The 12,286-nt window shown below is 50.0% G+C and carries 11 protein-coding genes; 10 read left to right on the top strand and 1 reads right to left on the bottom strand.

Annotation, left to right across the window (positions count from 1 at the left end):
* Positions 1-10: 10 nt before the first annotated feature.
* The 10 genes from B5M13_RS25870 (at position 11) to B5M13_RS25825 (ending at position 11,178) form a co-directional block, all read left to right on the top strand.
* The gene (locus B5M13_RS25870) at positions 11-1,099 is read left to right on the top strand and encodes an endo-1,4-beta-xylanase (RefSeq protein ID WP_080058425.1); all 1,089 of its coding nucleotides are present in this window, start codon (positions 11-13) and stop codon (positions 1,097-1,099) included.
* A 147-nt stretch (positions 1,100-1,246) separates the two neighbouring features.
* Complete coding sequence (locus tag B5M13_RS25865; RefSeq protein ID WP_080058424.1) at positions 1,247-1,993, top strand: SUMF1/EgtB/PvdO family nonheme iron enzyme; 747 nt, start codon at positions 1,247-1,249, stop codon at positions 1,991-1,993.
* Positions 1,994-2,004: 11 nt separating this feature from the next.
* Positions 2,005-2,988: a hypothetical protein gene (locus tag B5M13_RS25860; RefSeq protein ID WP_080058423.1), complete on the top strand. Its 984-nt coding sequence runs from the start codon at positions 2,005-2,007 to the stop codon at positions 2,986-2,988.
* An 80-nt stretch (positions 2,989-3,068) separates the two neighbouring features.
* Positions 3,069-4,535 (top strand): glycoside hydrolase family protein, encoded by a 1,467-nt coding sequence (locus tag B5M13_RS25855; protein WP_080058422.1) that lies wholly within the window; start codon positions 3,069-3,071, stop codon positions 4,533-4,535.
* A gap of 23 nt (positions 4,536-4,558) precedes the next feature.
* On the top strand, positions 4,559-5,662 hold the full coding sequence (locus B5M13_RS25850) for a polysaccharide lyase domain-containing protein (protein ID WP_080058421.1): 1,104 nt from the start codon (positions 4,559-4,561) through the stop codon (positions 5,660-5,662).
* 9 nt (positions 5,663-5,671) lie between these two features.
* Positions 5,672-7,153: a glycoside hydrolase family protein gene (locus tag B5M13_RS25845; RefSeq protein WP_080058420.1), complete on the top strand. Its 1,482-nt coding sequence runs from the start codon at positions 5,672-5,674 to the stop codon at positions 7,151-7,153.
* Positions 7,154-7,198: 45 nt separating this feature from the next.
* Entirely contained in the window at positions 7,199-8,569 is a 1,371-nt protein-coding gene (locus B5M13_RS25840) for a right-handed parallel beta-helix repeat-containing protein (protein ID WP_080058419.1), read from the top strand.
* A 127-nt stretch (positions 8,570-8,696) separates the two neighbouring features.
* Positions 8,697-9,539 (top strand): sugar phosphate isomerase/epimerase family protein, encoded by an 843-nt coding sequence (locus B5M13_RS25835; protein ID WP_080058418.1) that lies wholly within the window; start codon positions 8,697-8,699, stop codon positions 9,537-9,539.
* A 19-nt stretch (positions 9,540-9,558) separates the two neighbouring features.
* Positions 9,559-10,314, top strand: a complete 756-nt coding sequence (locus B5M13_RS25830) for a ThuA domain-containing protein (RefSeq protein WP_080058417.1) — start codon at positions 9,559-9,561, stop codon at positions 10,312-10,314.
* Between the two features lie 18 nt (positions 10,315-10,332).
* Positions 10,333-11,178: a sugar phosphate isomerase/epimerase family protein gene (locus B5M13_RS25825; protein WP_080058416.1), complete on the top strand. Its 846-nt coding sequence runs from the start codon at positions 10,333-10,335 to the stop codon at positions 11,176-11,178.
* A gap of 52 nt (positions 11,179-11,230) precedes the next feature.
* On the opposite strand, the gene B5M13_RS25820 is transcribed toward B5M13_RS25825, so the two are convergent.
* A complete protein-coding gene (locus B5M13_RS25820; RefSeq protein WP_080058415.1) occupies positions 11,231-12,139 on the bottom strand; it encodes a helix-turn-helix transcriptional regulator in 909 nt (302 codons plus the stop codon).
* Between the last annotated feature and the right edge of the window lie 147 nt (positions 12,140-12,286).

Below are 12,286 nucleotides of genomic sequence, written 5' to 3'. Positions count from 1 at the left end.
CTGAAACTCAATGAAATTCCTGTTCTTTTTGGCTGGCCTGGCTAGTTTGGGGCAACTCGTTGCTAATAATATAAACTGGGTTGCTGTTGGTCAGCGTGTTCTTCCACAAACGCTCGCTGATGCTGCTCCATTTCCCATCGGATTTGCCGTTAATCCCGCTAAACTTCTGAACAACGCACCTTACCAACAAACGGTTACGCAGGAAGCCAGTAGTGTTACGGCTGATGTAGCGATGAAACCCAGCCGGATTAGTCCGCAAAAAGGAGCGTATAATTTTGAGCTGGCCGACCAGTTGGTCGAGTTTGCGCGCGCTCAGAAAAAACGACTGCATGGCCATACGCTGGTGTGGTACATCGATACCAGCCCAAACTGGCTCAAGCAAATCCGCGATTCGACCGAACTGGAAACGACATTACAAGCCTATATCCAAACCGTTGGTGCCCATTTTAAAGGCAAGGTAGCCTCCTGGGATGTGGTCAATGAAGCGGTTGATAACCAAGGTGTTATTCGAAAAGATTCGCTCAATACGTTGGGTAAAACGCTGTTCAATGTTGGAAAAATACTGGGCAATGACTACGTGGCCCGAATGTTTCAGTATGCGCATCAGGCCGATCCAACCGCCAAACTATTTTATAACGATTACGGACAGGAAACTCGCCCTGCCAAGCTGGATGCTATTGTGAAGATGGCAACTAATTACAAACGGCGGGGTATTCCGATTCACGGGCTGGGTCTTCAAATGCACATGAGTATCGATACGCCCGAAGCCGGTATTGAGAACGCCATCCGGAAACTGGCTGAAACCGGCTTGTTGATTCATATTTCGGAACTGGACATTGCCCTGAATCCTGGGAAAAAGAAGGATTTCGTCGTAACCTCCGAACTGCTGGAAAAGCAATATCAGAAGTACAAATTCGTAGTGAGCACCTATAAAAAATGGGTTCCAATTGGGCAGCAGTTTGGCATTACACTTTGGGGCGTCGACGACGGTACATCCTGGATTCCCGGCTTTTGCCAGTGCGCTGATGCCGCGCTGCCGTTCGATGCCAGTTTCGCAAAAAAACGGGCGTATCAGGGGTTTCTGGAAGGCTTGAAATAAGGGAAGCAACGTTGTGAATCCTTATCTGGCGTAAGCAAACACCCGTAAAAGGTGTCGTGCGACCAAAAGCCGGTTCGGTCGATTGCGGTGCTTACGAAGTACAGTCATTGATCAGTGCCTTCACCCTGTACCATCGTGCTTGTTTTTATGAAAAATCATAACGTATTGACCCTGGTTATTGCCTTCCTGTTGAGTTGTCAGACGTTCGCCCAGACGTACAATATCTGTGAGTTTGGCGCAAAGACCGACAGTACGTTTCTACATACGAAAGCCATACAATCGGCTATTGATCAATGTGCTGGCAAAGGTGGGGGCGCGGTGCTGGTGCCTGCCGGTACGTATTATACCGGCACAATCTTCCTGAAAGCAAATGTCTATCTGCATCTGTCGGCGGGCGCGGTTCTACAGGGGAGTTACAACCCCGCCGATTATCCTGAGCATACCATTCTGGCTGCTAAAAAATTCGGGACCATCACTCACAACGGCCTGTATCGGGACTATATGAAAACCCTGGTTATTGCCGATAGGGCAAATAATGGACCGGCGCAGACCCGCTATCCCTGGGGTAATACCTTCGATTCGACGGTTGTCAATACGGGGCAATGGGCAGGCGCAACGGCCGTCAACTGCTTCGACAAAGGCCGAACCAAACAGGGATTGTACGATATGAGCGGCAACGTCTGGCAACTGACCGAAAGGGAGCGCAGCGACGGCTACAACCGCTTCTGCATGTTGCGCGGGGGAGCCTGGTACGTCAATCGGGCTTCGGAGTGGTACGCCGATCAGGGGGCGCAGGATACCTGTTTTGGTGCCAAATACCTGCTGACCGGGCCTGGATCGCTGTGCCACGGTGGAGTTCCAGTGCTAGTGGATGAGCAGGTAGTAAACCAGTAACCAATGTATCGATGTCTAAATTATTGCTAATCGGACTCCTGCTAACGGCTGCTTTGTGCCACGGTCAGGCGAAAAAGACAGTTGAGGAATTAATTTTTCAGACTGGTTTTGAAGGCAGTAGCCGCGTGGTGAAGGCTATTGGCAGCAATGACCACGGCGCTATGATGGAATACCTCGACGGGGTGGATACCAGCTTTCCCACCAAGAGCGATTGGCGTACCGATTGGCGACCTGTCGTAAAAAATGGCCGTATGCAGGTGCAGTATACGGGTGGCGATTCGACCAAACGGTTTGCGCGCGTCATTGCCGAACCGGGTAACCCCACCAATAAAGTGCTTCAATATTGGTTAAATGACTCATGGGTTGCTTCCGAAAACCAACAAAAAGCCCGCATTCAAACCAATCTGTATGGCATACAGGGCGGATACACCGAGTTTTATCAGTCGGTGAGGGTGTTTTTAACGGACGATTTCAACGCGCTGAAAACCTATCCCCGCCCGATAAACTGGTGTACGATTTCGGAGTTCTGGAACAACGAATGGTGGGTTGAAAGCGAACCGTATGGATTTCGGATCACGCTCGGCATTGGCAAATCGAGTGCCGGAAAAAGCAAGCTGAACTTCATCCTGAACGCCGAAAATGCGGGCCAGAAAGAAGTATGGCGGGCAGACCCCACCACATCGAACGTAGCTGTGCCCATCGGAAAATGGTTTACGATGGAGTATTATGTTAAAGAAGGGGATCAGAAAACAGGACGGTTTTACCTGGCCATCACGCCCGAGGGTCAAGCCCGGCAAGTGGTATATGACATCACCAATTTTACACACAACACCTCCGATCCGGCCCCCAATGGGTTGACAGGCTATAATCCAATGAAACTGTACACCTCAAAGGAACTGATTAACCACGTGAAGTCGCAGGGTAAAACACTTCAGGTGTACTGGGATGATTTTAAACTTTGGAAAAACAAACGGCCCAACGATGTGAAAAACTAGCGATACAGGCAAGTCTGAACACCCGTCTGTGCTGGATTACCCCTAAAAATAGCCATCATACCCAAATACACGACCTTAGTATGAACCGCCAATATACCTGCTTTTTATGGCTTTTACTCCTAAGTCTGCCATCCTTCGCCCAAACCGTAACGCCACATCCGGTACCCGACGAGTTTAGATCAACGTATTATGAGGTCAAAGTCAATGGACAGGTTATTCCCGTTTTTCATGCCGGTCTAAATGTCTATTTCGCAAGTTTTGACTTTACTGGAAAGGCTGACGTCGTGGTTGCGGCAACGTATAAACTGGCCGGTTATTCCGGTCAAACAGCGAACAAAGAAGCCATACCAATTGATGACAAAGGTTATTGGCGGGGAGAGGTTTTCGTGCGGCCGTTGTCGGCAAACAGTCGCCCCATCCTGAATGGAAACGAAGTTCGCTTTGCTGTTTCAGAAGCGGGGCAATATTCGGTAGAGCGGGCAGGAACGAGTCAGTATAAAGATGATGCGCTGTTGCTATTTGCCAATCGCCCCGACGCAAACGCCCCGGATCTGTCTTCGAAAAACGTGATTCACCTAAAGCCGGGCATTCATTATCGGAATGTTGATTTGACAAGCGAGCAGACGCTGTATCTGGATGCCGGAGCCGTATTATTCGGTAGTATCAACGTCTGGGATGCGAAAAATGTCAGCATTTTAGGCCGTGGAGTTGTCCTGTATTACGGACCTCAGTCTGAAACGCACGACGACGGCTGGAAAAATCAGAAAAACTGGCACCCCCTCACGACGCATAACGTGCAGGGGCTGACCGTTCGGGGCGTTACGTTCGTTGGCCGTAGCCGAACATGGTCACTGCAAACGCATACGACGTTCGACGCTGTTTTCGATAATATCAAAGTTCTCGCGGTCAACCCCCAGAATATCAACGGCGACGGCATCGACTGGTACGGCGGTGGACGTACTAAAGTGCTCAACAGCTTCATTCGGTCGATGGACGATTGCTTTGCTTTTTTCACGCCAGAGAGCAGCCAGGATATGTGGGCGACCACTAAAAACACAACCGGTGAAGTCAGTGATATTACCATCGAAAACTGCGTGCTGTGGACCACGCTGGCCAATGTATTTCGAATTGGCTTCAATGGTCAGGCGCTGACCACCCGAAACATCACCATGCGCAATACAGACGTGATCCACATCTCGAAAGGCGATTGGTTTGCGCCGAACGCCCTTTTCTGCATGGTCAGCCCGAACAGCAAAGGTCAGGCGAGGCACAGCAGCTACGTATTCGAAAACATTCGCTTCGAAGAGCCGACGGCCCTGTTCGGCCTCCAAAATCCGGAATCCCAATTCAGTGAATTGACCCTGAAGGACATTACGATGAGTGGCGAACCTGTGCCTTCGCTCATCAAAAACAAAACGCGTGCTGTCACCTTCGAGAACGTACTCTTGAATGGAAAGCGAGTGGGATCTGAGTCCGATATTCCCCTTCGAGCGGGGAGCCTGCCTATCGAACAACCGACCTGGCAACCCGCTTCATCACTACGTTGATACAACAGAAAAGTAGAACCAATATGAATCACCTACGTATCTATTTCTGGCTCAGTGCGGCTTTGGCGGTGCTATCCGTAAACAATCAGGTTGTAGCCCGGCATTATTTTGTCAATAGCGTTTCGGGCAACGATGCTGCTGCCGGTACTGAGCCGGGCAGCGCCTGGAAATCCCTGGCCCCTGTTCACGCAAAAGACTTTATGTCCGGCGATACCATCAACTTCATGGCGGGGTCAAGTTGGGATACGGGGCTGGATATTAACGACAGCGGAACTCCGCAAAAACCCATCATATTTCGGGCCGTTGGTGAAGGGCCAAAACCGATGTTTAGTCATCCGGGTAACCTGGCAAAAGCTATTAACATCACCGGAAAATGGGTTGTTGTCGACGGGTTGTTTGCTAAAGATGCTCACCTGGCCGGAGTTTACCTGGAAAAAGGTGCCGACCATAACATTATCCGAAACTGTGAAATACAAAACTGTGGGGGTGGGGTTATGGTCCATAGTCGATACAACTTGATTTGCCAGAACTACGCCCACGACCTGATTATGGTCAAAAACACGCAGGGCGGTGATGATGACTATGGGGCTGTAGCCTATTGGGTCTTTGCGCCTAACAATGAGATCGCTTACAACCGGGCGGTGCGTTGCCGGGCGCAAAGTTATGACTATGGGGCCGACGGTGGATTTTTTGAAGTCTACACCAATGGCGACAGTACGTATGTGCATCACAACTATGCCGAGGACTGCAACGGCTTTCTGGAAATAGGCGGAGGATCGGCGCGCGACATTCGTGTATCAGATAATGTCTCCCTAGAAAATGGGGAATGGACCTTTCACCTCACTGGAAAGTTCCGGGCTGATATTCACAACTTCAGGATGGAACATAACACCATCATCTCCAGAAAAGGCACCAAATGGAATAACCTATTGGGGGTCGGGAAAGGAGACGTTCCGGCCAATGAGCTGATTTTTAGCGAAAATCTGGTCGTTTTAGGTGGAGAAGCCGCCGAAAAAGTAGCGCGCCACGGCAATTTTATCCACCACGACAATACGTACTTCCTGCTCGATGGGGCCAAGCTCGGATTTCCGGCAGCTGGTGGGGAGCAAATCAGTATATCACGCTAACGAAAACTTATGAAATTCGTCTATCTGTTAACCGTTGTCTTCGGGCTTTTTCATAGACTAAGTTCTAATCTACTACTTCCTTCATGGCTTAGCAACCAAAAATCTGTATCGATTAACCGGGCTAGTTTCACGGATGCGGCCGATTTTGGCTTTTTACCCACCGAAACGGGCGTTAAGAATGCGAAGGCGCTACAGGCGGCTGTCAATACAGGCGGGACCATTCTTATCAGTAAAATGGGTACGTACAAATTAGCGGGCACCGTCTACATCGGCGACAATACGTCCCTTGTGTTTGGGAATGGCGTAGTCGTCGAAAAATCGAACGAAACAGGCCGGTTTACGCACGTTTTTCTGAATAAAGGAGCACTGGAGCGGGTCTACAACCACAACATTACCATTACCGGGCTAGATATTCGGGTCAACAACGTGGATTTGCCGATGAGTACCATATACGGCCTGCGGGGGCATGTCGCCTTTTTTTACGTCAAAGACCTGAAAATTGAACGCTTCCGCTGTTCCGGTTTGGTCAACGGGCAATTTGCCCTGCACATCTGTACCTTCGAGGATTTGCTGATCAACGACGTCATCATCACCGGTAAAAAAGATGGCATTCATTTGGGGCCGGGCAAGCGATTCAGGATTAGCAATGGCGTTTTTCAGACTGGCGATGATGCCATTGCGCTGGTGCCGGGCGACTGGGTGAGTGCCAATCCCGAATTCGGAAATCTCGAAGATGGCATCATCGAAAATTGCTCCGACATACCCGACGATTACCTGGAAGGGGCTTTTTCTAAAATTGTAGCCTCGGCCTGGGTCGACTGGAAGCCGGGTATCAAAGTCAAACATGGCGACGCGGTCGTATCGAACGGGCGGATTTACCGAGTAGTGGCTGCGCTCGATAACCGGGTTTATAAATCGGGGACCCAACCCAACTTTGAGAAAGGCATGATGGTACTGGACAGCATCAACTGGCTGATGTTTCAGAAAGACACCATTCATACGGCCGTCGTGAAAAACGTGGTGTTTCGCGATATTTTTCTGTACAGCCAGCGGGTTCCGTTTCAGTTGATGAGCTACAGCAACAAGTGGTCGCACTCCTATTATCCGGGGGCACCGTTGCCCATTCAGGGGCCGCTATCATTCGAAAACGTAACCATGTTCAGCGAGAATAAAAAGGCCCTCGTCAGTATCACCACGCCGATCAATGTGCTGAACGTTCGCAACGCATCCCTGAAAAATAACTGGATCGACTTTGGCCATGCCGCCGACTATGCTGTGTACCCGAAAACCTACGTCAGCTTTGCCAATTGCCAGTTCCATTCGTCGGGGCTTTACACCCTGATTACCAACCGGAGTAAGGGGAAACAGATAGTCGTAAAAACCACGGGCAGCATCGAAACCGGCGACAATTTTTCAGCTAATGTAGTGCCGGGGCAGGGTAACATTCAGGTTGAATCTGACCTGACAGGTCTGAAAAAACAGGCAAAATAAGATTTCCACGAACCTATTACTTATGCGTACAACTAACCATTGTTTATGAAAAAGGTCTTTCTCAGCTGCTTCCTGATTGTCTCCATCAGCCACCTTGTTTCTGCTGCTACCTGGCACGTGTCGGGAACGGGCAGTGATGCCAACGATGGCAAAACAACCGCAACGGCCTTCCGCAGTTTGCAAAAAGCCGCCGAGCAGGTGCAACCCGGCGATGTGGTATTGGTAGGCAACGGCACCTACACCAACGCCGAAAAAGGCAACGGCAGTGCCGTACTGAATATCACACGCTCCGGTAAACCCGAGGCATGGATCACCTGGAAAGCCCGGCCCGGCCATCACCCCGAAGTGCATCCGGTGGGCTGGTGCGGCATTCAGATTTCTGGCTCATACAACGTGCTCGACGGACTGAACGTCATCGGTAATAATGATTCGATTGTGCTGCTGAAAGCGCAGGAAGATGCCAAAAAGCCGAAGCCTGATCCCTACTTCAACACCAACGGTATTTTCTTCAACGGCCGGAACAACCCACCCGATGCCAAACCCCACCACCTGATTGTTCGGAACTGCACGGTGGCCAAGTGTGCGGGCGGTGGCATCGTTGGTATCGAGATAGATTACCTCACGGTTGAGGATTGCAAGGTCTACGACAATGCCTGGTTCATGCGCTACGGCGGCTCCGGCATTACCACGCTGAACAACTGGGCTTTCGACGATGCACCGGGCTATCACATTATCATTCAGCGGAATTTTGTCTGGAACAATAAAACGATGGTGCCCTGGGAGAAAATCGGCAAACTGAGCGATGGTAACGGCATTCTGCTCGACGTGACCGACCAGGAAAATCAGGGGGCGACCAATCCCAACGCCGACGCCGTGATTTCGCCAGCGGGTAGTCAGACCGCCACGCCAGCAGCCGCACCAGCAAAGCCCAAACGGCCAGAGTGGACAGGGAGAGCGTTAATTGCCAACAACGTCAGCGCTTACAACGGCGGTTCGGGTATTCACACCTTCCGCACCAAACACGTCGACATTATTAACAATACGACCTACTGGAACGGCGGGATTGTGGGGTATCAGGAGCTATTTCCGAATCGTTCCGAAGATGTGGTAATCATGAACAACATCATCATGCCGCGCCCCGGTGGAGCCGTAACCTCCAACAACCGGAACACCAATATTCGCTGGGATTACAATCTGTACCCAACCCCGCAGGAGGTGTTTAAAGGTCCCAACGACATTGTAGCCGAGCCGGGTTTTATCGATGCGCAGTTCGACCCAATGAAAGGGAATTTCCGACTGGTTAAGAATAGCCGTGCCCTGAATTCCGGCTCAGGCGATGTACCGCTACCAAACGATATTCTTGGAAAAGCCCGTCCGAGAAGTACAGGTCGCGACCGGGGTGCTTTTGAACAGTAAATCAGGCTAGTTTTTTTGTCATGCTGACGAAGGAAGCCTCTTCGGTGACTGGTTTAGTGTTCCTGCCGAAGATGCTTCCTTCGTCAGCATGACAAAAAATAATCTAATTTGTTTTGACTAACCAATCATGAAAAAAAAACTTCTCGCTTTCGTTATCCTGCTGAGCTTTGGTGTGGCCCAGGCGCAGAAAAAAGTGTTCCCGCAAACGCCCGGCATGGTGTCGTATACGTACCGCGACAGCTTTGCTAAAAACGTACCGGCCACCCTCGATACCATTAAGGCGCTGGGCATTACCGATATGGAGTTTTCCAACCTCTTCGGCAAAACAGCCGCCGAATTGCGTACACTCCTTGATGAACGCAGCATGAAATGCTCGTCGTTTGGGGTTAGCTATGCCGATGCGCAGAACAAAACCAGCGAAGTGGGTAAAAATGCCAAAACCCTGGGAGCGAGTTATGTTCGGGTGGCCTGGATTATGGCAAAGCCCCCATTTACGCTGACGGATGCGCAGAAAGCCGTTGAAACCTTCAACCGAATTGGTAAGCAGTTGAAAGATGAGTTTGGCCTGACGTTCTGCTACCATAACCACGGCTATGAGTTCGAAAAATACGAGGACGGCACCCTGTTCGATTACATCGTTCAGCATACCGATCCGCAGTATGTTAGTTTCGAACTGGATATTCTTTGGACCTTTTTCCCCGGTGCCGACCCTGCTGCGCTGATCAAAAAATACCCGAAGCGCTTTAAACTGATGCACCTGAAAGACCTGCGTAAAGGGGTAGCTGGCAATTTGTCGGGCGGCACGGCGGTGGAGAACGATGTAGCGCTGGGCACTGGTCAGCTCGATTTGCCCGCCATTCTGAAAGCTGCTCAGAAGTCGTCCATTGAACACTACTACATTGAAGATGAAAGTCCCAGTTATGCCACGCAGGTGCCGCAAACAATAGCCTATCTGAACCAACTGAAGTGACGAAAAACGCTTGTCATTTATGAAACATTGGCTTTTTGTACTCGTCTGTCTGCTGATGACAGTTGGTTGGGTAACCGCTCAGGACGTATTGATCGTTGCCGACGAAATTCCGGCTATGGAAATGCTGGCCAAGGGCATTCAACAGCAGGAAGGACTGACTTCTAAAATCGTGACCCAGACTGCCATGCCTGCAACTCTGGCTAATTTTCGGGCGGTTGTTGTCTATATCCACAAAGATCTGGACTCGATACCCGAACGAGCCTTTATTCAGTATGCTCAAAACGGGGGCAAATTGATTTGCCTGCATCATTCCATTAGTTCGGCCAAGCGGAAAAATAAAGAGTGGTTTTCGTTTCTGGGTATCGACCTGCCCAAAAAAGACGTAACGGAAGGTGGCTACAAATACGTGGGCGATATAGACATGGCCGTGGTGAACCTGGCTCCGAAACACTTCATTACGTCGCACAAGATTACGTATGCCTCCACGATTGCCTATACGCAGGAAGGCGGCCAAAAAGAGAAACACGTGCCGGGCTTTGTTTTGCAAAAAACAGAGGGCTTTCTGAACCATCAACTGCTGGGAAGCCGCACTATTTTGCTGGGGTATAAATTCACGGATGCCACCGGAAAGATATGGATGCAGGATCGGGCGGCCTGGTGTAAACCCGTTGGAAAAGGCTGGCTATTTTACAGTCAGCCGGGCCACGCGGTCAGTGATTTCGAAAATTCTATATACACGCAAATCATAGCCAATGCAATCCTGTATACCCCATAACAGGTATAGCCTACACCAATGATAACTACTGAAACAACTTTTAAGCCAATCAAATTTTACGCGCCCGAATGGGGAAATACGTTGCCTTTTGCCCTCTTTTGCCAGAACGTAAAAGCCGCGGGCTACGATGGCGTTGAAATGGCATTGCCGCTCGGTGCCAATGAGAGTCGGGAAATCGTCGCTACGTTAAAAGACTACGACCTCGAACTGATCGGTCAGTATTGGCAATCGTTCGAGAGCGATCTGAACGAACACAGTCGGAACTACGAAAAATACCTCCGTAACCTGATTGCGGCCCGGCCCGTTTTTGTCAATTGCCAGACGGGTAAGGATTTCTTCACTTTCGAGCAGAACAAACACCTTTTCGAACTGGCCGCCCAGATTTCGGAAGAAACGGGCGTTCGGATCATCCACGAAACGCACCGGGGGAAATCGCTCTTTGCCGCCCATATCGCTCAGGATTATTTGACCCGCCTGCCCGACCTGCGCATTTGCCTCGATATTTCGCACTGGTGTAACGTCCATGAATCGCTGCTCGAAAACCAGGCCGAAGCCGTGAATCTGGCTATTTCCCGCACCGACCATATTCACAGTCGGGTGGGGCACCCGGAGGGGCCGCAGGTGGCTGATCCGCGTGCGCCGGAGTGGGAGGATACGCTCAACACGCATCTGGCGTGGTGGGATAAAATTGTGGAAACGCACCGGATAAACGGCACCAACCGCATCGGCGGCCCGGTAACCGTCACCACGGAGTTCGGCCCGGCGACGTATATGCCCACAATGCCCTACACCCAATTGCCAATAGGCAATCAATGGGAGATCAATGTGTTCATGATGAATCTATTAAAACAACGATATGCCTAAACAGCTTGCCAGAAGGAACTGGATCGAAAAGAACATTCTATTAGAAGAATTACTACCCCCTACGATGAATACCTTCACTCTTCCGGTACTCTGCGGGCGAAACGCCCATTTGTTTTTTGAAGAGCCTCGAAAAATAGAACGGATCATCGATCCCTAGTTGAGACGCCACTTCATTGATGCGCAGATCACTGAAATGGAGTAATTGACAGGCTTTCTGAATGCGGAGGTGGTTAAAGTACTCGATAGGTGCATAGCCGGTATCCTGTTTGAATTTACGCGAGCAAAAGGAGGTCGATAAGTTAGCTGCCTGAGCAATATTGTCTAGTGTGATCGACTTCGATAGATTGTTCTGCATGAACAGAATAGCTTTGTTCGTCGGATTAATGCCGACCGAGACGATTTCTTTCTGGAAGTTTTCAGGTACAACAAATGAGGCCAGAAAAAAGGGAAGCGCCAGATTGGCATACAGCAGATTCGAAGTGCTATAGCCTTTCAGGAACGTATCGAAAATACGGTCAAACAACTCGATCCGTTGTTCCGAAAAAGGAACACGAACGGCTTGTGGTTTGCCAGCCCGATCGTCCATGATGGCATTTACCGCTTCGTTGCACTGATGTCCGCTGAAATGAAACCAGTGAATCGACCAGGGATTCTCTGTATCAGCACCATAGGAATGAGGTATTCCGGTAGGTATTGCCAATACGTCGCCAGCCTGAAGGATAATCCGGCCAGTGGGCAACTGTATCCAGCCCAGCCCGTCTGTGCAATACAGCAGGATGACCTGTGAAATGCCTGTTGGACGTTGGTAATAGTGATACAGCGCTTTAGGATAAAAACCCATACGGGTAATGAATAGGCTACTGATCAACGGCATCGACAAACATTTATCGATGGTTTCTTTGGGGATCTCAATAATCCGCTCCCCGGCAAATCCGCGACTTTTACGGTTTAGTGGGCTCATCCAATTGTACTTGATCGCTAAAACAACATAAAGATAGAATAATCCATGTTTAGGCTAAAATACTTCATTTAGGTCTTCTTGGAAAAACTGAATTTTGTTACCGTTAAATGCAATTAGTTGGCTCGCTTTGTTGATTTCTGTCAGGCA

This window comes from Spirosoma aerolatum, assembly GCF_002056795.1.
GTDB lineage: Bacteria > Bacteroidota > Bacteroidia > Cytophagales > Spirosomataceae > Spirosoma > Spirosoma aerolatum.
Note: the sequence above shows the minus strand (reverse complement) of the source record. Positions and strands in the feature narration are given on the sequence as shown.

Excerpts from the sequence above, each read along its gene's own strand:
- B5M13_RS25825 (WP_080058416.1), top strand. The coding sequence starts at position 10,333 with ATGATAACTACTGAAACAACTTTTAAGCCAATCAAATTTTACGCGCCC.
- B5M13_RS25820 (WP_080058415.1), bottom strand. The coding sequence starts at position 12,139 with ATGAGCCCACTAAACCGTAAAAGTCGCGGATTTGCCGGGGAGCGGATT.
- B5M13_RS25850 (WP_080058421.1), top strand. The coding sequence starts at position 4,559 with ATGAATCACCTACGTATCTATTTCTGGCTCAGTGCGGCTTTGGCGGTG.
- B5M13_RS25845 (WP_080058420.1), top strand. The coding sequence starts at position 5,672 with ATGAAATTCGTCTATCTGTTAACCGTTGTCTTCGGGCTTTTTCATAGA.
- B5M13_RS25855 (WP_080058422.1), top strand. The coding sequence starts at position 3,069 with ATGAACCGCCAATATACCTGCTTTTTATGGCTTTTACTCCTAAGTCTG.
- B5M13_RS25830 (WP_080058417.1), top strand. The coding sequence starts at position 9,559 with ATGAAACATTGGCTTTTTGTACTCGTCTGTCTGCTGATGACAGTTGGT.
- B5M13_RS25865 (WP_080058424.1), top strand. The coding sequence starts at position 1,247 with ATGAAAAATCATAACGTATTGACCCTGGTTATTGCCTTCCTGTTGAGT.
- B5M13_RS25860 (WP_080058423.1), top strand. The coding sequence starts at position 2,005 with ATGTCTAAATTATTGCTAATCGGACTCCTGCTAACGGCTGCTTTGTGC.
- B5M13_RS25870 (WP_080058425.1), top strand. The coding sequence starts at position 11 with ATGAAATTCCTGTTCTTTTTGGCTGGCCTGGCTAGTTTGGGGCAACTC.
- B5M13_RS25840 (WP_080058419.1), top strand. The coding sequence starts at position 7,199 with ATGAAAAAGGTCTTTCTCAGCTGCTTCCTGATTGTCTCCATCAGCCAC.
- B5M13_RS25835 (WP_080058418.1), top strand. The coding sequence starts at position 8,697 with ATGAAAAAAAAACTTCTCGCTTTCGTTATCCTGCTGAGCTTTGGTGTG.